The organism is Chitinophaga chungangae (assembly GCF_017742215.1).
In the GTDB taxonomy this organism is placed as follows: domain Bacteria; phylum Bacteroidota; class Bacteroidia; order Chitinophagales; family Chitinophagaceae; genus Chitinophaga; species Chitinophaga chungangae.
In genome coordinates this window covers 1,105,063-1,128,590 of the sequence record NZ_JAGHKP010000001.1, presented here as the reverse complement: position 1 = coordinate 1,128,590, position 23,528 = coordinate 1,105,063, and the positions used below count along the sequence as shown (strand labels likewise).

Sequence of the window (23,528 nt, the reverse complement as noted above, 5' to 3'; positions counted from 1 at the left end):
TCTCCGCTGGTTTGTCCATTTTCATTTTGGTTCAAACTTTTATCCAGCTTATACATCAGTTACCTGCATAAAAAAGGCAATGTCCCCAAAAGCCTGGAGACATTGCCTGTAACCCATCCACTCCGTAATAGCTATTTTACTGTTTTATTACCCGCACCATTTCCGTCTTCCCCGTGCCTTCGAGCTTGATCAGGTAAAAACCGTTTTTCAGGAAACCAAGATCTTTTACCAGTCTCGTTTCACCCTGCCTGATGATCCATTGCCTGATCACCCGGCCCTGCAGGTCGAACAGGGTGGCGGTACGGAAGCCTTCCGGCAGGTCTATCGTTACGTTGTGTGAAACAGGGTTGGGATAAATCCTGACAGCCGCCGTGCTCTTCGCATGTGCCGGCTGCTCCATCTTTGGAGACACGGCGATGAGCGGTGCGGTTTCTTCCGGCACCTGGGTACAGTTATCGATGCTGAACCAATTGTATTTGAACGTGCCCGCCTTTACGCTTACGGTAATATTGGGCGATGCGGGAAGTGTGACCGTATCTTTCACCGTTTGCCAGGTGCCGCCGGTATTGGGCACGTCTATCAGTCCGAACGTAACGCCCGAGTACCCGATGCCGATCTGCCCGGTCGCTGTGGAATTGACCCTGACGCTCACGGTGTAAACACCGGCTGCGGGCACATTCAGGTTATCGTAAGAGAACCAGTGGCCTGTGGCCAGGCCGGCGAAATTCTGTCCGCCGCCAACATCCGTGCAGGTTTGCAGCCAGGGGCCTGCGTGCCGCGTGGTGAAGGCTTCGGCTTCGCGTTTGTTATTGATGGTACAGGGCGCGCTCACCACGTTTACCGGCGCCGAAACGCTGAGGCCGCGCACCACCGCTGTTACCGTGTAGCTGCCGGTGGCGCTGCCCGCGGTAAACATGCCTAACGGGCTGATAGTGTTATTCGCGCCCGTGGCAGACCACTGTGTAGGGGGCAGCATCACCGCGGTATTGCTTGAATCGTAGGCTGTCAGTATAAACGGCTGCGCATTTCCGACGCTCACATCTGCCGTATCGGGGCTCAGTTCCAGCCGCACTATTTCCGGCGCGCAGTTCTCGAGGCTGAACCAGTTGAACTTGGGACTGCCGGAGCCCACGGTGATGTTCAGGGTCGTGAGGGCGGGCAGGTGAATAGTATCTGAAATGGTCGTCCATTTGCCGCTGGTGTTGGGTATCTTGATGTAGCCGTATACCTGGTTGTTATAATTCACCCTCATTTCCCCGGGATAGGTGGAAGATACCCTGATGCGGAAAGTATACTTGCCGGGATTGGGCACGTTGACGTTGCTGTAAGTGAAGCGGTGGCCGCTTGCCAGGTTCACATAGTTCTGGCCGCCGCCTACGTCTGTACAAGCCTGCAGCGTAGAGCCGCCAGCCACGGACGAAGCGGATTCCGCCTCATAATGATCATTCACCGTACAGGTGTAGGCGGTAGTGGCGTACACCGTATCTTTCGCGGCGCCGCTTGCAAACGTGACCATAAAAGTCCCGATGGAATCGCCGGCGGTGAATACGCCCGCGGTACTTACACGGTTACGCGTTCCGGTAACCGCCCAGCCGCTTTGCGCCGGTACGGTCATAATGCTGTCGAACTGGTCGTACCCGGTGATGGCAAAGGCCTGGGACGCATCTACCGGTACCGTAGCGTTGCGCGGTGAAATGGTCACCCGCGTCAATACGGGTACAGGCACCACTTTCACCATGGCCGTACCGGTCGCCCCTTCGTCTCTTGCCTTTACCATAAACCAGCCGGCAGCATCTCCTGCTGTGAACAGGCCCTGCTGGTCGATCGCATTCACGGTGTCGCCGTTGCGCAATTTCCATTCGGGCGCGAAGGATACGATATCGCCGCGCTGGTCGAAAGCCTTGGCGCTATATTGCTGGGTTTCTCCGTATTTGCGCGTCACGGAATCGGGCGTTACCACCACGTTCGTCACCACCACGCTGTCTGCATCTACGATCCGCAGCCAGTTGTAGTTCCAGCCGGATGCATTGGAGAAAATGCGGATGGTTTGTTTGCCCTGTTTGAGCCTGATCTTGGGTGAGGAAACGGTGATCCATTTCTGCCAGCCACCGCTCGCCGGTAGTTTTACGGTGGCGAGCAAAACGGTGTCCTGGTAAATATTGGCGCTGGTAGCAGCGCTTACCGCCGCCCTGAGCTGCACCCGGTACCGGTTGCCTTCGGGCACGTCGATATCGTAATCGAACCAGGTGCCTTTGCCGATATAACTGATGTTCACCGTGCCGCTCGTGTCCTGTGTAGGTTCGGTGCAGCAGGAGTTGGAATTATCGAATGCTTCCGCTTCGATCCTTGCGGGGATGGGCTTGTAATTGGGCGTGCGCACATTAACATAGGCCGATCCGCTGACCGATATCGTGTCCTGCATGGCGGTGGCCGTAATGATGCCGGAAGTATCCAGCGTGGCAAGACCGCTGCTGGTGATGGTGTTGCCCGCGCCGGTAATGTTCCATTGGGGCGCCAGGTCCATCACATGCCCATTCTGGTCCAGTACTTTAGCGGTATACTGCAACGATTTGCCGGCCAGCACCAGCTGGTTGGCGGGCGTTACGATCACGGTATCCGGATAAGGCGTGCCCAGGCCTTTCTGGTATACGCGCACATAATCTACGTTCATACTGTCCGGCCAGTCGCTTTCCACGATCGTGCCGCCCATGCCGCCGCCAATGGCAACGTTGAGGATGATGTGGAATTTCTGGTCGAAAGGCCAGTCTTTCCAATCCGTATGCGGGTTCCTGTAAGTATATACATGCAGGCTGTCGAAAGTGAACATCAGCGAGTCCGGCGACCATTCCAGCGAATAGGTATGGTAAGCGGTATGCGCATCAGGGAAGTTGCGGGAACCGGTAAGATGACCGCCGTTGGTCCAGTTGCTGTTTTGTGTATGCACGGTAGACATCACCCTGCCGAGCTGGTTCCCGATATGTTCCATGATATCGATCTCGCCGCTTTTCGGCCAACCGCCGTACACGCTGCTGGTGGGCATCATCCAGATGGCGGGCCAGGAACCGCGCGCTTTGGGCAGCTTAGCCCTTACTTCCACCTTGCCATAGAGGAAATCCATTTTGTTCTGCGATATCACGCGGGCGGACGACCATGGTTCGGTGGATACGCCGTTCGGGAAATCTTTTTTACCGGTGATCACCAGGTTGCCGTTGCGTACGCGCGCATTGTCGTGCGTACTGTCGGTATACACCTGCTGCTCCCCGTTGATCCAGCCTTTCGGCTGGGGATCTACCGTCCATTTGCTGCGGTCGGGTATGCCGTCTACGTTGAACTCGTCGTTGTAGATCATCGTCCAGTTGGGGTTGCCGTCAAAAATAGCGTTGCCTTTCACCGTATAAGACGGTGTGTTGGCGCTGTCTACCTCCTGCCCTGCCACCGTCAGTTTGAGGGCGGTGCGGGAATAGTTGGCGGGGGAATTGCCTGCCAGCACAACGTTCGCCATCGTATCGTTCACCCGCTGAATGCTGCCGATGCTCACGCCCGGCGGCAGGTTCTCCGCATTCCAGTTCGCCTGGCGGAGCGTGTCGTTAAAAACAGCGCGGCTCAGTTTCACCGGTATCACCGCGCCATGTTCCTGGCCCATCAGGATGCTGGTGTTCACAAAGGTGAGGCTGATCGGATTGGGCGCCTGCACCAGGTCGAAATACAGGATGCCATTGGCTTTCCGGCCGTCGATGAACTGTACGGCAATGCGGTTGAAATCCGTCCTGTTTGCCACGCTCGAGAAGTTAAAGGTCGCTTCTTCCCACTGGTTGACGTTCTTCACCTTGTACGTAAAAAATACCGCTTTCGTGTAATCGTTACCGGGTTGCAGCTTGAACATCACTTCTTCGCGCACGTTGCTGTACACCAGCATTTTGAACACGGAGGCGCCGTTAAGGTCGAAGGGAGTGGTGAGGCCGCAGCTGGCGCTCATGTACTCGAAGCAGGTCGTGTCTTTCGTGAATTTCGCCACATGCGGGCTGGGGTTAAGGGATGAAGGCGCCGGGTTGGGCACGTTGAACAATACATTGCCGGTGGCGTTTGCGCCGGCGTAATAGGTCCATCTGCCGGAACAGGGGCCGTTGCCCTCAAAATCGTCCAGCAGCAGGAACTGGGCGCGCAGCATATTGCAGCAAAGCAGTCCGCCCAGCAGGAGCAGTAAAAGTTTTTTCATAACGGGTGTTTTTCATCAGTGATAATTGATTTTTTCTGAGGTAACCTCGCATGCGGCCGTTCATCATCGGAACCTGTCCATGCCCGGTCTGTGTCGATCCTGGTATTGCGCTAACGGTCTGATGTAACCTCGCATGAAACATCTTTCATGCGAGGTTGTATGTGGAAAGGATTTGTATTCGTATCGTGGAAATGCGGGATCAAAGGTTCGGGTTCATCTGCGCGTCCGCCCCGGGAATGGGCAGCCAGTATTTCTCTTTGGTGATCGTGCCGGGCTCAAGGTCTCCGGGGTCTTTCGAAGCGTTGGCCGCTTCCACTTTTTCGAGCCGCACGAGGTCGAACCAGCGGCTCCATTCGCCGGCAAATTCCCAGGCCCTTTCATTCACCACGGCATCCGCAAATGCGGCGCTGTTCAGTCCGGGCGCAAGGTCTCCCAATCCCGCGCGCAGGCGCACCGCATTCACGGCGGCATATGCTTCGATGGAAGGCGCGGCTGAAGACCTGGCCTGCGCTTCGGCATAAATGAGCAGCACGTGCGCATAACGGATCATTACCACCGGATTGTTGGACATATAAGTGTCCTTTTGTCCGCTCTGGATGGTGAACTTTTTGTAATAGGGGTGTTTTGTTGTAACGTCCTGCCAGGGGATCGTAACGCCGCCCACCACGAAAGAAGTGGAGAATGTGGCGTCTTTCCTGCTGCCTGCGGGGAAGCTGTTGAAGAAATTCAGCTCGGGGAAAAAGTCGGACCAGCCGCCTTCGTTTTCGGGCATGGTGGATAAGCCGTAAAAGGAATTGTAGGTGGACCACTGCCCGCGGGTGAACAGGGTAAACACATCTTCCACGGTGCCGCCCGCGAATATTTTCAGGAAACCGTCCTGGTAAAGATCGAATTTGTATACGCCTTTGTCGTCGATCACTTCTTTTGCTTTCGCGGCGGCCAGGGCGTATTTGCCATGGTCTTTCAGCGGCCATCCGCCTTCCGTGAGATACACGTCCGCCAGCAGCGCTTTTACAGAACCCTTGTTCGGCCTTCCGGGATCGCGTTTGGTATTCGGCACCCATTCCTCCGCTTTCAGCAGGTCGGCTTCGATCTGTTTGTAAATGTCCGCCGGCCCGCTTTTCTGCATATTCAGCTGGTCTGAAGTATATTTTTCGGTGAGCACCAGCGGCACGGCGCCCCAGTAGCGGGTAAGCCAGTAATAGCAGAGCGCGCGCAGGAAATACGCTTCGCCCACGATGGCCTGCACTGTGGCTTCGTCGCCGTCTTTTACCGCCTCATAATTGTTGATGATATTGTTGGCGGATTGTATCGTCTTGTAACAACCGCGCCAGATGGGCGTCATACGGCTGTTGAGCGACGATACGCTGAACTGGTCGAACTCCCTGAACTCCTCCTTGTTGGAGCCCGGATGCGTGGTGAGATCGTCCGCCCCCATACACATGGCAATCTGCGAAACGGTGGTGAAGCCGCTTTCCCAGGGAACCATCAGGCTGCCGTAAGCACCGGTGAGCGCGGCTTCCAGGCCGGCCTGGCTGCTCAGGCCCTCGCTGCCTATTACCAGGCCGCGCGGATCTTCTTCGAGCGCTTTGCTGCAGCCGGTGAATATTATGATGAGTGCGAAGAAATATATCTTTTTCATGTTTTGCTGTTTTGGATCAATCCATTAAAAATTCAGTGTAACCCCGCCGGTGATCGTTTTTGCGTTTGGGTACGAGCCATAATCTATTCCCTGCCTGAAATCGCCCGACGAAGAGCTGGCTTCGGGATCGATGCCGGTGTAATCGGTGAAGGTGAGCATGTTCGTAGCGCTCACGAATACCTTCAGTCCCGCATGTTTCATGATGGGTTTGGGCAGGGTGTAGGAAAGACTGATGTTTTTCAGCCGCAGGAAATCCGCTTTTTCGAGGAAACGCGTGGACTGCGTGAAATTTTTATTGGTGGCGCTGAAAGCCGGTATGTCGGACGTTTCGCTCTTGCCGGGAATATAGCGGTCGAGGATGTCGCGCAGCGTGGCCTGCCTTGCGTCGCCGCCGAGATACATGGCCGCGGCATTGTTGTAGTTGAGCTTGTCGAACCCGAACATGCCCTGGAAGAAAATGTTCAGGGAGAAAGATCTATAATTGAAGGTGTTGTTCCAGCCCAGCGTTGTGCGGGGAATACCCGTGCCGATCACGCCATAGTCGCCTGCATCGATCACGCCGTCTTCCTTAACGTCCCGGTATCTCGCATCGCCCGGTTTGGCGCCGAATTTGGCGGCTTCGGTTTCCTGGCCCGGCTTCCAGGTGCCCAGGTATTCCAGGCCCCAGATAGCGCCCAGCGGCTTGCCTGCTATTACTACGAACTCTGCCTGCGGCGACATGCCGCCGCCGATGCGCCGGTTGTTCGGGTCGAAAATGATGGATTTCGAACCCGTGGACTGCACGTTATTTTTTACGAAGGAAACATTCACGCCGGTGTTCCATCTGAAGGCGCCTTTGTCGAAAACATCGGCCTCTACCAGCAATTCCCAGCCTTTGTTCTGCACGGAGCCGATATTGCGGGTAATAACGTTATTGCCCAGGTAGATCGGCAGGTTTTCGTTCAGCAGCAGGTCACGCGTATTTTTTACAAAATAATCTGCGCTGATATCGATGCGGCCTTTCAGTAGCGAAGCGTCTATCCCGATGTTCTGCTGTTCGGTGGTTTCCCATTTCAGATCGGGATTGCCGATCACGCCGAGGATGATGCCGTTCTTGAAAGTGCTGTTGGTAAACGATGCGTTCCTGTTGGAATATGCGGAGAACGTGCTGTAGGGGCCAACGCCGTCGTTGCCTGTAAAGCCCCAGCTGCCGCGGAGCTTCAGGTTGCTGAAGACCTGCTGGTCTTTCATGAACGGTTCTTCGCTGATGATCCATCCTGCGGAAAAAGAGGGGAAATAACTGAACTTATTGCCGCCAAGGAATTTGGAGGAACCATCGCGGCGGACCGCGGCGGATAACAGGTAACGGTCCTTATAACCATAATTCGCACGGCCCACCAGGGAGAAGATCGAAGATTTGGAATAACCGGAGCCCGGGCTGCCGGCCGTTCCCAGCGCCAGGTTGTTCCACTGGAAAGATTCATACGTAAGGTTGGACGCCCCGGCGGACATGAAGCTGTACACGATCTGCTGGTATTCCATTACCGCCGTCAGGTCCAGGCTGTGGTCATTGAACGTTCTCCGGTAGTTGAGCATATTCGTGTTCTGCAGTTTGGTCTCTTTGTTGGTGCGAAGGCTGGCGGTAGTGGTACCGGAGTTGATCACTTTACCGGCGAAAGCTTTATCCTGGTATTCGAGATAATTGGCGCCGTATTGAATGCTGAGCGACAACCCGGGCACGGCGATGTCGTCAAACTTGAATCCCCCGATGCCGTTCACCAGCATGCGTTCCCGTACAGACAGCTGCTCTGTGGTAAGCGCCAGCGGGTTGAAGAACACCGAGCCGATAGGGTCCGCCGCGGTGTACGTACCGTCCGCCTTGCGTACGGGCACGGTGGGAGACCATGTGGCGGCCTGCGCGAGCGGGCTGTGAGGCCCGTCTGCCGGGATATCCACGTTCTGCGCGGTGCTGTAGGAGCCGGTAATGTTGAGGAAAGTGGAGATCTTGTCCGTAAGCCTTGAATTGATATTCGAGCGGAGGGTGTAGCGTTTGTACGATGAATTGTTGATCACGCCGTCCTGGTCGAGATAATTGCCGGAGATGAAGTACCCGCTTTTATCATTGCCTCCCGAGAGGTTCAGCATGTATTCCTGGCCGAGCGCGGTGCGGAAGATCTCGTCCTGCCAGTCTGTGCCGCCATTTTTCCGGTAGCCTTCTATCTGTTCATCCGTAAAAGGTTTGGTGGTGCCCAACGCGTCGGCGCGTTCGTTTACCGTGGAAGCGAACTCGGCGGCATTGAGCAGGTCCATTTTTTTGATGACCTGCGAAGAGGAAAGACGTGTGGTGAAATTCACCTTCAGGCCACCTTTGCTGCCTTTCCTGGTGGTAACGAGAATAACGCCGTTGGAGCCCCTGCTGCCGTAAATGGCGGTAGCGGCCGCGTCTTTCAGCACCTGGATGGATTCGATATCGTCGGGGTTAATGGCAAAGAGCTCAGCGCCTACAAACCCGTCTACCACGTAGATAGGACCGTTATCGCCGTTGATGGAATTGGCGCCCCTGATGCGGATGCGCACCGCGCCGCCGGGCGAGCCCGCGGAATTCGTTACCTGCACGCCGGTTACGCGGCCCTGCAATACCTGGTCGATGCGGTTGACCGGCTGAGCCTGAAAGTCTTTGGCGGTAAGGGAAGAGATGGAGCTGGTAAGACTGCCTCTTTTTTGTTCGCCATAACCGATCACCACCAGCTCAGACATCCTTGAAGCCGACGCCGTAAGAACGATGTTCAGTTCCGCGTTGCCGTTTACCGCCACCTCCCTGCGGTCGTAACCGATGGAAGAAACGATCAGCACGGCGTCAGGACCGGGCGCTTCGATGCTGTATTCCCCGTTCGCGTTGCTTACCACACCGCGGGAAGTGCCTTTCACCTGCACGGTAACGCCCGGCAGGGGCAGTCCTTTATCGTCGGTTATCTTTCCTTTCACGGTCACGTCGGCGGGAGCAGGCGCAGTGGCTGCACCAGGCCTGCGTTTTACCACGATGGTTTTATTTTCAATGGTATAGAGCAATGGCTGGTTTTCAAAACACCGGTCGAGCGCGTCGCGCAACGGCACGTCTTTCAGCTCGATGCTGAAAGCGTGGGAATGGAACAGCTGCTCGTCCGTATACAGGAAGGTATAACCCGTTTGTTTCCTGATCTCCCTGAAAACCTTTTGCAGGGAGGTGCTTCGTGCGGAGATCGACACGGTTTGCGCGAAGCCGGAAGCGTGCACCTCCAGCAAAGCGGTGGTCATCAAAAGCACTATCAATTTCATGATCAGTAACGTTTTTGCTGATAATCGCGGAATCTTTAGTCGCCGCCGGGCATGCCGGGGCCTGCTTTGAGAAAAAAGCATATTTTTGTACGGTTATGGGTAATTAAATAATAATTGCGAAACGATTGTGGTTTATGCACCCAAACCCGCCGGGAGCGGTACGAACGCTTCCGGCATTTATTTGGGCCATCATTGTGTCATAGTTCAGGGACTCATAACGTTGAAATTTTGGTGATCGCTACTTTTTTATGGTGATACGATAATTTGCCTGTCTCCTATCTCGAAATGCACTTCCCCCGTCAATTCCAGCATCTTTAAAACCTGCGATACAGGCACGTTCCGCGGTACGATCCCCGTGAAGTGCGCCGGCACATTTCCTTTATACACTACTTCCACATCGTACCAGCGCGCGATCTGGCGCATGGCGGAGCGGATGTCGTTCCCTTCCAGCTGGATAAAACCGTTTTTCCATGCCACCGCTTCTTCCGTGTTCACCCCGGACATCAATTCCAGCACACCGCTTTGGCGGTCAAGGCTGGCGCCCTGGCCGGGTTTCAGCTTCCTGGCGACGCCGGCCTTTTTTACTTCAACCGCCCCTTCCAGCAAAACGGTCTTCACCTCCGGCTCATCGTCGTACGCCATGATGTTAAAGTGCGTGCCAAGTACTTTTACTTCCATCTCATCCACTTTCACCACAAAGGATTGACCGGGCTGCTTCGCCACTTCAAAATAGGCTTCGCCCTGCAGCTCCACGACCCTCCCCTTACCATTGAAGACGGTGGGATAACGCAGGCTGCTGGATGCGTTCAGCCATACGCGGCTGCCGTCGGGAAGGGTAATGGTGTATTGTCCCCCGCGGGGAGTGGCGATGGTATTAAAGACGGAATGGCCGCCATCCTGCGAGGCATTGTATTGCAGCTCGCCGTTGCCGGTTTTGATCACTTTTGCGTTGCCTTGCTGCGCAAGCAGGCCGCTGCCCGCGCTGTCCAGCGATATTTCCGTACCGTCCCCCAGCGTGAGCACGGCCCTGTTGCCGCCCGGGGCGATGTCTTTCTGGGGTTGCGCCGCCAGCGCCGGCTCTTTTACGGAAGCGGGCTTCCGCAGCAGCCAGAAGGTAAGGGAAGACGCCAGCAGCAGCATTACGGCCGCAGCCCAGGCCCCGGCGCGCCAGGTTATTACTTTGGCTGGCTGAGGACGGTCTGCCGAGAGAATAGTATCGGCCAGCCTGTTCCAGTGGGCTTCGTCGTATGGCTGCGCGGGCGCCGCATCGTTGCGCAGCATTGTTTCCATCTCCAGCGAGCGTTCGCCCGTGAGGTCCTGCTGTACAAGGTCTGCCAGCTCCTGCAATTCTTCCGCCGTGGCCGTGGCATCCGCAGCTTTTTTAAGAAGTACGGCTATACGTTGTTGGGTAGTCAATTTTGTATCGTTTTTCAGTTTTACGTGGCGCTTTCATACATACAGACGCGCAACCGGAGATTCAGGACCTATGGGGAAGAAAAAAAATCCCGGATAAGCGGAAATACGCCATGAGAGGGCTAATAATTAATATTACGGTACCAGCGCGGCTGGCAGGAGCCATAACGTTATCAGCGGCAGCCAGTATCCTCCCGCTTCAATTTGCCGCCGGATAGTTTGCAGCGAGCGGACGAGGGAATTTTTCACGGTATGAGGCGACAGGCCAAGCTGCTCCGCTATTTCCGGGATGCGAAGGCCGCCTTCGCGGCTGAGCTTGTAGATCTTTTTTGCCTGGGCCGGCAACTGCTGCACAGCTTCTCCCACCAAACGCAGCATGGCGGCATACACGATTTCTTCTTCGGTGGTGCTGCGCATTGGTTCGCCGCCCAGGGCCATGGCGTCCAGGGCTTTGTGATGCACGCTACGGCGGCGCAGCCAGGTAAACGACTGGTAAAAAACGATGCGCAGCAGCCAGGAACGCGGATTCTCGATAGCCGGCAGTTTGTCGCGGTTCAGCCATACCCTCAGGAATGTTTCCTGGATAATGTCTTCCGTTACGGATGCCGTTTTGGTAAGGTGCATCACCAGCGGCTCCAGTTGCGGAATGTAGGCATGGAACAGCTCACGGAAAGCGGCTTCGTCGCCTTCAGCAATTAACTGGAATAATGCTTTGTCTGTTTGCAATCGGTCGTACATGCCTGTAACGCGGGATGCGATCTGTTGGTTGAATTATTGCCAATGTAATAAAATTATCGGGAAGGGTCGTTTCTTTCGGAGGTTTCCGCGGCAGGCAAACAATTTATCCGGTCCGGGGCGCTGTCGGCATAAAAAAAAGACAGCCCCGCAAAGAGCTGCCTTTTCTGTCTGCCTTATTTTTCTCATCACTGCCCATACGCATAGATCTCCGCTATACTCGTGAACGGTGATCTGTTGCTGTCTGGCAGGTAGATCTTCAGATACCTCCCGGAAGCATGGTTCGTATTGTCTACGCTCATCATATCGCCGGAGCCGAACACGCCTTCGCCGGCAAGCGTCCAGGCGCCGTTGGGGTCGGGGCTGTCGCCGAGATAGAACCGTGCGGTTTTGGCGTCGGTATTGCCGGGGCGGCGGTATATGGTGAAATAAGCGATGTTTTTTGCGGACGCCATGTCGATGATGGCCCAATGCGGCGGATCGATGTCCGGCCCCCATTGGGAGTGCCAGTAGGAACCGAGATTGCCGTCTACCAGCGCAGCCTTGCCGCCGCCGTCGCTGGCGGTTTCGTCGGATACTTCCAGCGCTTCCCATTCCGAACGGTCGATCGTGTAGAAATCGGGCAGCTTATCGGTTCCCCAATCCGTCGCAAAGGTATCGATCGATTCTTCCTCGGGAATGTACAGCGAACGGAACTGGAACTCGGTGCCGCCCGGGGCGTCGAATGCCACGTTGAACGAATCGGCGTGAAAACGCACGATGGTGTCGGTACCGCGGCGGTTCACGAACTTCACTTCGTTGGCGATCATTCCTTCCGCCGGGGAGAACCATTCGATCTCTCCCGCGGTTTCGGTGAGGGAGGTGCTTTTGATCCTGCGGTTCTGGAGAGATCCCGCGTAACCGGCGCCGTAAGCCGCGCCGAACTGAGTATAAGTGAGCGAGCGGTGGCCGAAATTATCCATCGTGTATATGTTGAAAGAATAGGATTTTTCGGCCAGGCCGCCGAGCATTACTTCGAGGCTGTCGAGGCCGGTCTTGAATTTCGCGGGTATCACCATCGAATCCTGCCCGCTGTTCCACGATACGATCACTTCCTTGATGTTCTGGGCGTTTTCCATCCAGAGCCGCATCATCAGCCTTTCCTTCCCGGCGATGAACACAACGGAATCCGGCTTCACTGCATAAATGATCTCCCCGCCTTCCAGGTACTCCTTGTGTATGTCCGTGAATTTATCGCAGGAGGCCACCGCAGTCACGATGCACAAAAACGAAAAAACATGCAGTATATATTTCATGTGCTTGTCAGTTTAGATTGATATTTATTTCCGCTCGCCGTATACGTCCACTTCCGCAGGATGGGTGAACGTGGTGCTGCCCCAGGTAGAACGCACCACGATGCGGATGTAGCGGACCGGTTCCAGCGAAAGGTCGAAGGTGAATTCGTGCCCGTTCTCCGCGGCGCGGAGGTCGTCGTCCGTGACCGTGCTGGTACTTGCGCCGGAGGGTTTGATGACCTCGGCTTCCATTACTTTTGTCCATTCGCTCCAGTCGCCGCTTTGTGAAGGCGCGGTGGCTCTCACGTACACGTCAAAGGTCCTGGGATTGCCCCAGTTGTAATAGCTGTCGCTGAATTTGCGCTGGAACAGCACGAAGCGGCTCACTTTCGCCGTTACGCCCAGGTCGAGCGTAAAGGGCGCGGGAAGCGAGGAAGATGCGGAGTGGCCAAAGGAGGTCAGGTCGTCGTCGATGATCTTCTGGTCGGAGCCTTCCCAGTTGGTGAAACTCTGATCGTTGGCCAGCCTCATGATACTCATGGCGTTTTTGGGAAGCCGTTCTTCGAACAGCGGCGTGAGCTTCCTGTTGGGCGGGAAGATCGTGTCTGACCGGTTGCCGAAATTGTCTTTCACCACCAGCCCGAATACGCGCGGTACGGGCGGATAGCCGCGCAGCGCCTGCGTGCCTTCCTCCACCTGCGAGTTGATGACGCGCACGAGGGTCATGCGGCCAAGGGAATCCGGTGTATACATTTCAAAAGCCAGCGGCGATTTCAGTTCGTTCTGCCAGCTGAAACGCGCCCCGCCAAAGTCTTCCTGGACGTGTACGGTGGCAGCTGCCAGCTTCAGCGGCGATATCTTCGGCTTGATGGTGCATTTCACCGGGTCCGACAATTCCTGTGCCCGGTTGACGGTATACAGCAGCACTTCGTGCTCGTTTTCGTCGTTGTAGCCCATGAGGGTCAGCTTGTTTTCGTACATGGACGAAAGGGCTTCGTACTGCTTGCCGTTGGACAGGGTGTACACTGCCTTTACGCTGATCACCTCCGCCTGGTTCGGGATGCGGTAAGTGATGGTTGCGCCGCCGTTCAAGTTGGCGACCGATACTTCCGTTACTTCGCCGGGCTTGCCGGTTTTGGGCGATATCGGTTCATTTACCTTTTTTGTACAGGCGTGCAATGCGCCTGCAAAAACGATGATCACTAAAAAGAATTTTTTCATAACCTTTATTTTGACCTTACCAACCCGGGTTTTGGATAAGCAGGGGATTTTTGATCAATTCAGACTGCGGGATAGGCGCGAAATAATCCCTGTAGGTGAAGCGCTGGAAATACACCGTGGTAACGGAATAATACTCCTCCGCTTCCCTGCCGTTCACGTTCCAGCCTTGTATGGGACGGTTGCGTTCTTTCATCGCCGTTTTCCAGCGGTTGCTGTCCCAGAGGTAAACGCCTTCGGCGGCGAGCTCTATCTTCCTTTCCTGCTGGATGATCTGCCGCATGCCTTGTTTGGACTGCGGTTTGGCGGGCTGGTTGGAATACTGCGACCAGCTGTCGAGCACGCCTTTAAGCCCCGCGCGCGCCCGTACGGAATCGATGTACCGGTACACTTCAGCGTCCGGCGCGGCCTTGGTTTCGTTAAGCGCTTCCGCGCAAAGGAGCAGCAGGTCGGCAAAACGCATTTCAGGGTAAGGATAACTTTCTTCGGAAACGCTGTTGGGATCGCGCCAGGTGGTGTTCATGGAAACGAGCTTTTTCGGCCAGTACCCCGTGGCATTGTATTCGCCGGGATTGAACACGGAGGAATATTCGCCAAAACGGTTTTTGGGGAAAGGAGATTCCTGCTCGGTTGACACGAGATAAGTATTGCCGTACCAGCGGCCCCTGTCAAAGCCGAGCGTGGAATAAAAACGCATTTCACGGTCGAAGTTCAGCGCGGCGGTTTTTTCACCTTTCGCGATGAAGAGGTTATGCGCCTCGTCTCCCTCCCGGATATTGTACCGGGTGGAGTAAGGATACGACACGTCCTCGTTGATGGGCACGCCTTTGCTGGAATAGAACTGCTCCACGGTAGACAATGGTACGCTGAGCGTGCCCGTATAACCTGACGGCGTGGAGGTGCCGGGCTCCATTCTCGTGATGGCGGTGATCTGGTAGTTCCAGTTGGCCGGGTACGAAGAGTTGGCCCAGATGATCTCCGGGTTCCAGCGCTGGGTGACCGAGCTGCGGAGCGTATTGATCAGCAAAGTAGTATCGGAGGTCGGTTTTGAGTTCACGGCCCTGAAGTCGGAAGGCGTATATAGCCGGTGACCGGCGGCGCTGCACACTTCGATCGCCTTTTTGCAGGCGCTGGCCGCACTGTCCCAACGCGCGGCGTTGTATTGCTGGTTGAAAAAAGGAACGCCCTCGTGGTTGACGAACCCGCTGTAATCGGCGTTACCGTTGAACAGGGGACTGGCCCAGTACGTGAGCACTTTGGCCCTGAGAAAATAAGCTACAGGACGGGAGAAGCGGCCCAGCTCGGTGCTTTTGCCCTCGATGTTGAGCGGCAGCGCATCGGATGCGATCACTTCGTCGATCAGCTCCAGCACATAACCGAAACACTCGTCGATCGTTTCGCGGTACACGCGGATGCCTGAAGTGGATTCCGTGAGCGAGGTATTTTTCCGCAGCGGCGTGATGGGGCCGTAATACTGTATCAGGTAAAAGTTCAGGTAAGCCTTGATCAGCTTCACCTCCGCCTTCATCCGCTCTTTTTCGTAGCGGTTCACGTCCTGCACGCCGTCGATGTTTTCCAGGAAGGTATTGCAATCGCGCATGCCGGCGTAAAGCGACCGCACCATGGTGCCGCCGGAACTCCAGTAATTGGTGATGGCGAGCACCGCGCTGTTTTCGCCAAGGGCGTACTGCATGCCGCCTTCGGTGCGGTGGTCGCGGTTAAAGATCAGCTCCATGGCGCCGAGCATCGCGGGGTTTTCGTTCCAGCCCGCGGATTTGGGAATGCCCCAGTAGCAGGTTGCCAGGAATTTCATGGCATTGTAACGGTCGGAAAAAGCATTCTCGATCGTCGGGATGTTGTCCGGCACCACATCGAGGTATTTGTTGCACGAAACCGCTCCCGTCAAAACGCTGCAAAAGACAGCCATCTTAAAAAATACGTTCTTCATATGTAATCTTTTTACAGGCTTATGTTAAATCCTACGTTATACACTTTCTGCAGGGGATAGTCGAACCCGGAGCCCGCCATTTCGGGGTCCCAGAGCTTGAACGCGCTCCATAATCCCAGGTTGGAACCGCTGGCGTAGAGACGCAGGTTGCTCACCTTGTATCTCTTCAGCCATTTGTTGGGGAGCGTGTAACCGATGTCTACTGATTTAAGCCGCAGGAAGGAACCGTTCTGCATGAACCAGGTGCTATGCTGCCGGTTGTTCTCGATCCGGTAGTTGGCGAGGCGCGGCCAGAAAGCGTAGGGGTCGCGGTCCGATTCAGACCAATAATCGTTCGCAATGGCCTTCATCACAGCGTTCTGCCCTACCCTGCCGTCGTCGTTGTCGCCGTCGATGAACGGTGTTACATTGTCCAGGTTGAACCAGAAGGATTCGCGGGCCAGCCCCTGGAAGAAGAAGTTGACATCGAAATTTTTATACGCCACGGACAAACCGAAACCGTAAATGATCTCCGGCGTGGTGGGGTGACCGATGGGCACGAAGTCGAGCGCGTCGATCTTCCCGTCGCGGTTGATGTCGCGGTATTTGATGTCGCCGCCGGTGTAGGCGCCGAACTCCTGCCTGGGCGAATTCTTCACTTCTGCGTCGTCCACGAAAAGCCTTTCCGCGATCAGGCCCCAGGTTTGCCCGAGGTTGGTGCCGATGCGCGACAGCCAGCGGTTGGCGCCGTAATCCGGCTCTTCCCATTTGATCACCCTGCTGGTGCTGTAGGTGAAGGTGCCGCGGCCGGTGAGCTGCAGGTTTTTGCCAAAGCTCTTGTCGTAGTTCAGCTCGATATCGATGCCTTTGCCTTCGGCTTCGCCGAGGTTGGCTTTTACCGCCGGCAAAATGCCCATAGTGGCGGGAATGATCCTTTCCTGCAGGATGTTCTTCCTTCTTTCCTTATACACTTCTATAATGGACGAAAAGCCGTTGACGAGGTTGAACTCGAGCACGAGATTGGATTTGAACGAACGCTCCCAACCTACCTGGTCGTTCGCATAGCGGCTCACGTTGATGCCGCCGGGGTTTTCGTTCATATTGATCCCCCAGTTCACATTGTAGGGCGCGTTGAGGTCTACTTCGGAGAGATAAAAGAAACGTTCCGATGCGCTGCCGATGGCCTCGTTGCCCGCGATGCCGTAAGAGCCGCGGATCTTCAGCTGGCGGAACACCGAACGGAGAGACGCGAACATGGGCTCGTTGGAGATCACCCAGCCTGCGCCGAAAGAGGGAAAAAAGCCCCAGCGGTTCCGCTTGGAAAAACGTTCGGATGCGTTATAGCCGAATGCGAACTCGGCGAGATAACGCGAATCGAAGTTATAGGAAAAACGGCCGGAGAGGCTGACGTTGCGCGTTGGCAGCGACAGCTGGATGGTATTCGGCGCGCCCTCTTTGAACTGGCGCGCGGTGAACACCAGCAGGCCGTTCACGCTGTTCTTTCCGAAGTTGTTGTTATACTGGCTGGCGCCTTCGAAATAAAAGCTGTTGGATACGGTGCGGCTGGTATTAATGGGGTCGTAATCCAGCGTTTCGCGGCCGTCCCTGGGGTTGAGGCGTACGAGCCTGTAAGAATCGTCCTTCAGGTCGAACGCGGAAACATCATAATAGAAAGGTACGTAAGCGCGGGAAATAGCGTACTCCGACCGCCGGTCGAAATTCACGAGACCGCGTATCATGAGGCCTTTCACGAACTGGTCCAGGTTTTGTTTCAGCTCCACGGTGGTGAGCATGTTGCTGCGGCTGTAGTCGCGGTAGCCGCGCAGCGCTTCCGCGTACGGGTTAAGATAGTTGCCCGTTTCGAAGTTGCCGAACAGGATGTGCTTTGCGTAGGAGAACGCGGAATCGGGCTCGTAATAGGGCTTGAAACGAACGGGGTTCGCCTGCATCACTTTGCGGTACATAGACGAGCCGCCGTCGATCGGGCCGGTATAGTCGTCGAAATTCGCCACGAAGCGGGTGGACATTTCCGTGGTTTTCGTCAGGTTGATGTTGACGTTCGAGCGGATGGAATATTTGTAGAGATCGATGTTGGAGTTGAAGTCGTTCTTTTTGTCGATGCGCATGTTGCCCCTGTCTCTTGTAACGGTGCCGGCCACATAGTAACGGGCAACGCTTCCGCCGCCGGTGAAGCTGAGGTTGAGCCGGTTGTTGACGGTGGCGTCTTTGAACATGGAGTTGTACCAGTCCGTAGCGGGATAGATGTCCCTGTGCTCGCCCATTTCGGTGAAGGTGATCTGCTCGTCGGTATAAAGCGTTTGCCCGAGGGGGTCGCGGGTCTTCACCGATTCGTTGTGCATTTTCATGAAAGTTACGGGGTCGGAGGTCTCGATCCGTTTGGTGGGCATGGAGAAGGAATTTTCAAAACGAAGGTCCACCCTCATTTTCCCTTCCTTCCCTTCTTTGGTGGTAACGAGAATAACGCCATTGGCGCCCCTGGCGCCGTACAGCGCGGTGGCCAGCGCGTCTTTCATGATGCTGAAGCTCGCGATGTCGTCCGGGTTCAGCCGGGCCAGGTCGCTGGTGCTAAGCTCGATGCCGTCGATGAGGATAAGCGGGTCTTTTTTTGCCGAGGCCCCGAATGAGGTGATGCCCCGTATGAAGAAGGCCGTATTGTCCTGCCCCGGCTCACCGCTTCGCTGGTAGGCGACTACGCCGGCAAGGCGGCCGGCGAGGGAGTTGGTAAGATTGCTGCTCGGTATGCGCAGCTCACCCGGATTGATGGTGGTGACCGACGCCACCATGCTGGATTTTTTCTGGCGGGAATAACCTACCACCGCCACTTCGTTAAGGCTGCCTTCCTGCGCGTCCATCACGATGTTCAACGGGCGGCTGTCGCTGATGAAAACGGTTTGCGGCTTGTAGCCCACAAACGAAAAAACGAGGCTGTCGTACAGGTTAGCCTCGATCCTGAACTCACCTTTTTCATTGGTGACCGTGCCCGTCTGCGTGCCTTTGATATACACGGACACGAGCGGCATCATGCCGCCCGCCCTGTCTTTCACCACGCCCCTGACGGTGACCGGCGGATGCGAGGATGACCGCGTGTCGGGCGCCTGCCGGTTGAGGATAACGATCACGTTGTTCTCCATCTTTTTATAATACAGCGGCGTGTTGCGCAGCACCTGCGTCATCACCGAATCGATGGAGGCATTTTTGGCGTTGATGTTGATCTCGATGCCCGGCGGGATCATCTCGGACTGGTACACGAAAGAATACCTGCTTTGCGCCTGTATCGTGCGGAGAACGCTTTCGATGGACGCGCGGCTGAAGTTAAGGGTGATCTTGTCCTGCCCCGAAAGATCGTTTGCCAGCAGGGACGAACCGGTAAAGAGCGCAAGAAAAAATAAAATTTTCATGGCAACCAATTGCTTAAACATATAGCCTCGGCTATAGCGGTACATGTAAGTCATATCTTAAAAGTTCAATTGAAAATCAACCGGCATTGCACGGCCGAAGTTTGTTGATCGTTTACGGTAGGGCACGTGGAGTTCCCTCCGGTTTCTGCAAAAAACTGGGATCGTTAACTAATCATACGCAACGTGATTTTGGTTTAAGGCGCTATCAAAATTGTGTCGTTCTTCATACTGTAACTGAAACCGCCGGCTACTTTCAGTGATTCCATAACGCTTTGGATACTTTGATTCTCAAAAATGCCTGTATAATGCCTGGTTTTCATGTCGCCGCCGCCCTGCACGATAACGCTCACGCCATACCAGCTCGATAAAATATTGGCTACTTCGTGGAGCGGTTGGTCCGTGAAGACCAGCTTGTTTTGGATCCATTGTGCTTCGGCAGGAATTGCATCAGTTTTTACTATTTTGATTTTGGTTATCTCTTCCGTAGACTCTTTTTTGCTGCGTTTTTCATTCGTTCCTTCGGGCAGGCCGGAATCGTTTTTTATGATGAGTTTTTCATCCGGCGCCAGCATATAGCTAAGTTCTTTTTTATTGTTGACAGACACCTGTACTTTCCCCTTCACCAGCGTGGTGGCAGTGGTTTTTTCCCCGGGGTAGGCGCGTACGTTGAAGGCGGTACCGAGCACCCTGATGGTGACGGCGGCCGTTCTGATGATCATCGGGTGGTTAGGGTCGCCGGCCACATCGAAATACGCTTCCCCCGTGAGGGTCAGCTCCCGGTTGTTTTTGCCGAAGCTGGCGCCGTAGGAGATCTTGCTGTCCCCGTTCAGCCAAACCCTCGAGCCATCCGGCAGCGTGAGCTTGGAGCGCGACCCTTTTTCGGTGCCGACGATATTCTGGGCCGCGCGGGCCTCTTCCCTGGCGGAATGCCAATACCAGCCTCCCGCTCCCACCACGCATAACAAAACAATAGACGCGGCTGCCAGCGGGATGATGCGGCGCCATGTAAAGTTCTGCCGCTTCTTCGGTAAAAACGGCTCGTCGCCGCTTTCCGAATGCATGGACTTCATGACGCGGTCCCAGCTTTTTTCCTTGCTCCGCTGCTCTTCGTCCGTATGTTCCGGCCCGTATTCCAGGGCAAACAATTCATCTATCTGCGCTGCCAGGTCCTTATCGTCGTCATTCCCCTGCAGCCATTTTGACAACTCAAACTGTTCCTTGAGCGAAATGCTCCCTGCTTTCTTTTTTGCGAGCAATTCAATTAAACGGCTTCTATGCATGGACTTGACGATAAGTTCTTCCATTGTATGACAACGGAACAGGCCGATTTACGTAGTCGGATGGAAAAAAAATTTCCGGGAACCGGGAAAAGATGCGTAATGCAGGATGGACGGGGATTGGAGGGGGAACGGGATACCTGGGGGCCACCTTACCGGCTGCTCCGGCGCGGCAGGATCACCTGGTTTTCTTCCAGCACAGCGGCGATCTTTTTCAGGGAATGATAAAGCTGGGTTTCCACCGTGCGGACGGAAGAGTTCAGTATCTTGGCCACTTCCCGGCAATTCAGCCCTTTTTCCTTCACAAGATAAAACACGAGCTTCGATTTGGGCGGCAGCTGGTTGATGGCATTCTCGATGGTGAGCACCTCTTCCTTCCCGATCATGGAAGATTCGGGAGTGGTAAAGGAATAAAGGCCCCGGTCGTCGAGGTCGTCGATAGACACGTCGCTGATGTTCTTCCTCGCTTTGAGATAATTGATAGAGGCGTATTTGACGGCGGTGTAAAGGTAGGCGGACAGGTTATTGATATTGCCCAGCGTCTTGCGGTTTTGCCAAAGCCGGATAAACACGTTTTCCACAATGTCTTCCGAAGCCTGCCCATCCGCAATGATTTGCCGGGAAAAGGCGATCAGGTCAAAATAGAACAGATCGAAGATCTCCCTGAATGCATTTTCATCGTCGTTCTCGATCCGTTTGGATATTTCAGACAATCGTGTATTTTCCAATTGCAGTGGTTTATGTGAAATACGACAATATCAGTCCGTGTACGGATCAAGTTATTAGATTTTTTTGATTTTTTTATTTTTTTTCAAAATTCTGAAGGGCAGGCATTCTCTCACCGCCAGCCGCCAATGATATGCACGGCTTCGTACCGCTCCCCATCATCCCCTTTGCCCATTAATTTAAACGCAGCCCGCCATGCTTGAACAGGTAATATGCCGTCTGGTAATACGCAATTGCCTCGCGGGCGATCTTTTTATTTTCCGCAGCGGGCGTCTGGCTATTGGAAGCGGGTGAATACAACATCGTTTCCACCCGTTGCTGCGGCGAAAGTATCACCAGGCTGTCGTTTTTCAGGTATGCAAGTTTTTGGTAAGTGCCGATGAACGCCCGCGAAATATAACCCGGCTGGCGAACGTCCATTCCATAGAGATTGCTGTTGTAGCTCCACCTGAGCAGCCCGAACAGCGTAGGGAACAGATCGATCTGCGAGCAAACCTGCGGAATTGAATCGCAATAACCGCCGGGGAGATTACAGACCACCGCCGGGATATGGTACCGTGCGATGTCGATCTCGTTTTTCCCCGCGCTGCTCGCGCAGTGGTCGGCAACGAATATGATCACGGTATTGCGGTACCAGGGTTCTTTCTGCGCGGCCTTCAGGAATTGCCCGATCGCGTAATCGGTGTATTGCACAGCCCCTTCCCTGCCGGAACCGGAAGGATAATTCACCTTGCCTTCGGGGTATGTAAATGGCCGGTGGTTGGAGGTGGTCATTACGAAATCAAAAAAAGGTTTCCCTTCCCTGAACTTCCGCCCGGCGTCGCGGATAACGGCCGCATACAGATCTTCATCACAAATTCCCCACGCATTGCGGAAATGGACCAGGCTATCGGGGATTTCGGTTCTGCTGGCGGCAAACCGGTCCCTGAACACAAGGCCCCTGCCTTTGTCGATGATGTTGTAACCGTTGCTTCCGAAAAACTGGTTCATATTATCGAAGTAACCGTCGCCGCCATAGAGAAAGCTCGCTGAATAACCCTTTGCGCGGAAAATAGCGCCTACGGTCGAAAGGTTCCCGTTCTCCGGCCGGCGAACGATGCTGCTGCCCGGCGTTGGCGGCACCGCCAGCGACAGGGCTTCCATTCCACGCACAGTGCGCGTGCCAGTGGCGTACATTTGATCGAACACCAGGTTTTTCCGAGCGAGGGAATCCAGCACCGGCGTAATATGCCGCGAATTGCCGAACCGCTCCATAAAATCGGCGCTCAGGCTTTCTATCGTTACCAAAATTACGTTGGGATGAATTTCCGTTCCTCCTGCCCGGATGCGCCTGCGGATCGAGGAGCCGTTCTGCAGGTATTCGCTGTTCTTTTCTTTCATGCCGGCGCGCGTAATGGCGAAAGCTTCCTGGTCGCCGATCAGCCGGTAAAATTGTTCGTAGTTCAGCTCATTGTTTTTGAAAGCCGAGAAAAAGGAATAGATGCCTGCTTTTGCCAGCTCGTCGTGGTACCGGTTGCGGCCTTTTTCCGCGAGCCCGTTGCCGATAAAGAGCGCATACACCGTTGCGAGCCCCAGCAGCACAACAAAAACGCCTGCCCGCCGAAAGAACGGCGCATTGCCCCGGAATGCCGCCCGGAACATTCCCGCCGCGGCAAAACCCCAGGTAACAATGCCCGTCACCGACAGCATGCAGGTGATCAGTACCGGCAACGGATACGATTCGTTAATATTTTGTACCACTTCGTACGTATACACCAGGTAATCCACCGCAATGAAGTTAAACCTGCTCTCAAATTCAAGCCAGAAGGTGAATTCCGCAAAGAAGGAGAACATCAGCACCAGCGTTGTGACAAAGAAAAAAACATATGTCACGATCCGGTTAAACAGGCTCCCGCTCCATCGCAGGGGCAAAAAGAGCAGGTATGCGGCGTAAGGCAATATGAAAAATGTGGCCACGCCGGCGTCGAACAACAAACCAAAGCCGAAGATCCTCAATACGCCCGTGAACGTCAGGTCCAGGTTTTCCAGGGAAATAAACAGGAGCGTTATGCGCAAAAGGGCAGACAGCCCGATGATCATGATGGCGAAACCGGTGAGCAGCCGGTAATTTTTATTACTGATTGAAAACATCGTTGGTCGCTTAAATCCGGGCGTATCCCGCTTTATCTTCCGGTCGACCGGCAAGGCGCCGGCGAGGTCCGAAACGTTGATGGCAGGATCGTCCTTTGCTTTTTCCGCAAAGCTCGCAACTGATTTAGAAGAAATTTGGAATGGGGAACACAGGAATTTGGTAAGGCCTGGTTGAAATTCATAGTATTTCCATCCGTCCTGTTGCAGAAATCGCTATTTTCCCGTAGTTTGAGAATCGACATGAATTTTTAATAAAA

12 protein-coding genes are annotated in these 23,528 nt (G+C 54.8%); all 12 read right to left on the bottom strand.

Going from position 1 to position 23,528, the window contains the following annotated elements; genetic code table 11:
- Positions 1-136: 136 nt before the first annotated feature.
- The 12 genes from J7I43_RS04765 to J7I43_RS04710 all read right to left on the bottom strand — a co-directional run bounded on the left by J7I43_RS04765 (position 137) and on the right by J7I43_RS04710 (position 23,271).
- Positions 137-4,216, bottom strand: coding sequence for a carbohydrate-binding protein (locus tag J7I43_RS04765; RefSeq protein WP_209143778.1), 4,080 nt, complete (start codon positions 4,214-4,216; stop codon positions 137-139).
- A 199-nt stretch (positions 4,217-4,415) separates the two neighbouring features.
- Positions 4,416-5,858 (bottom strand): RagB/SusD family nutrient uptake outer membrane protein, encoded by a 1,443-nt coding sequence (locus J7I43_RS04760; RefSeq protein WP_209143776.1) that lies wholly within the window; start codon positions 5,856-5,858, stop codon positions 4,416-4,418.
- Positions 5,859-5,882: 24 nt separating this feature from the next.
- On the bottom strand, positions 5,883-9,152 hold the full coding sequence (locus J7I43_RS04755) for a TonB-dependent receptor (RefSeq protein WP_209143774.1): 3,270 nt from the start codon (positions 9,150-9,152) through the stop codon (positions 5,883-5,885).
- A gap of 246 nt (positions 9,153-9,398) precedes the next feature.
- The gene (locus J7I43_RS04750) at positions 9,399-10,568 is read right to left on the bottom strand and encodes a FecR family protein (RefSeq protein ID WP_209143772.1); all 1,170 of its coding nucleotides are present in this window, start codon (positions 10,566-10,568) and stop codon (positions 9,399-9,401) included.
- Between the two features lie 132 nt (positions 10,569-10,700).
- Entirely contained in the window at positions 10,701-11,303 is a 603-nt protein-coding gene (locus tag J7I43_RS04745) for an RNA polymerase sigma factor (RefSeq protein WP_209143770.1), read from the bottom strand.
- 185 nt (positions 11,304-11,488) lie between these two features.
- Complete coding sequence (locus J7I43_RS04740) at positions 11,489-12,595, bottom strand: DUF4998 domain-containing protein (protein ID WP_209143768.1); 1,107 nt, start codon at positions 12,593-12,595, stop codon at positions 11,489-11,491.
- 24 nt (positions 12,596-12,619) lie between these two features.
- Positions 12,620-13,795: a DUF5000 domain-containing lipoprotein gene (locus tag J7I43_RS04735; protein ID WP_209143766.1), complete on the bottom strand. Its 1,176-nt coding sequence runs from the start codon at positions 13,793-13,795 to the stop codon at positions 12,620-12,622.
- 16 nt (positions 13,796-13,811) lie between these two features.
- Complete coding sequence (locus J7I43_RS04730; RefSeq protein WP_209143764.1) at positions 13,812-15,740, bottom strand: RagB/SusD family nutrient uptake outer membrane protein; 1,929 nt, start codon at positions 15,738-15,740, stop codon at positions 13,812-13,814.
- Between the two features lie 11 nt (positions 15,741-15,751).
- On the bottom strand, positions 15,752-19,138 hold the full coding sequence (locus tag J7I43_RS04725; protein WP_209143762.1) for a SusC/RagA family TonB-linked outer membrane protein: 3,387 nt from the start codon (positions 19,136-19,138) through the stop codon (positions 15,752-15,754).
- A gap of 194 nt (positions 19,139-19,332) precedes the next feature.
- On the bottom strand, positions 19,333-20,418 hold the full coding sequence (locus tag J7I43_RS04720; RefSeq protein ID WP_209143760.1) for a FecR family protein: 1,086 nt from the start codon (positions 20,416-20,418) through the stop codon (positions 19,333-19,335).
- Positions 20,419-20,567: 149 nt separating this feature from the next.
- Positions 20,568-21,143: an RNA polymerase sigma-70 factor gene (locus J7I43_RS04715; RefSeq protein ID WP_209143758.1), complete on the bottom strand. Its 576-nt coding sequence runs from the start codon at positions 21,141-21,143 to the stop codon at positions 20,568-20,570.
- A gap of 172 nt (positions 21,144-21,315) precedes the next feature.
- The gene (locus tag J7I43_RS04710) at positions 21,316-23,271 is read right to left on the bottom strand and encodes an LTA synthase family protein (RefSeq protein ID WP_209143756.1); all 1,956 of its coding nucleotides are present in this window, start codon (positions 23,269-23,271) and stop codon (positions 21,316-21,318) included.
- Between the last annotated feature and the right edge of the window lie 257 nt (positions 23,272-23,528).

Bases quoted from the DNA above. Each gene is read 5' to 3' on its own strand.
- J7I43_RS04765 (WP_209143778.1), bottom strand. From the start codon at position 4,216: ATGAAAAAACTTTTACTGCTCCTGCTGGGCGGACTGCTTTGCTGCAAT.
- J7I43_RS04760 (WP_209143776.1), bottom strand. From the start codon at position 5,858: ATGAAAAAGATATATTTCTTCGCACTCATCATAATATTCACCGGCTGC.
- J7I43_RS04755 (WP_209143774.1), bottom strand. From the start codon at position 9,152: ATGAAATTGATAGTGCTTTTGATGACCACCGCTTTGCTGGAGGTGCAC.
- J7I43_RS04745 (WP_209143770.1), bottom strand. From the start codon at position 11,303: ATGTACGACCGATTGCAAACAGACAAAGCATTATTCCAGTTAATTGCT.
- J7I43_RS04740 (WP_209143768.1), bottom strand. From the start codon at position 12,595: ATGAAATATATACTGCATGTTTTTTCGTTTTTGTGCATCGTGACTGCG.
- J7I43_RS04735 (WP_209143766.1), bottom strand. From the start codon at position 13,795: ATGAAAAAATTCTTTTTAGTGATCATCGTTTTTGCAGGCGCATTGCAC.
- J7I43_RS04730 (WP_209143764.1), bottom strand. From the start codon at position 15,740: ATGAAGAACGTATTTTTTAAGATGGCTGTCTTTTGCAGCGTTTTGACG.
- J7I43_RS04725 (WP_209143762.1), bottom strand. From the start codon at position 19,138: ATGAAAATTTTATTTTTTCTTGCGCTCTTTACCGGTTCGTCCCTGCTG.
- J7I43_RS04720 (WP_209143760.1), bottom strand. From the start codon at position 20,418: ATGCATAGAAGCCGTTTAATTGAATTGCTCGCAAAAAAGAAAGCAGGG.
- J7I43_RS04710 (WP_209143756.1), bottom strand. From the start codon at position 23,271: ATGTTTTCAATCAGTAATAAAAATTACCGGCTGCTCACCGGTTTCGCC.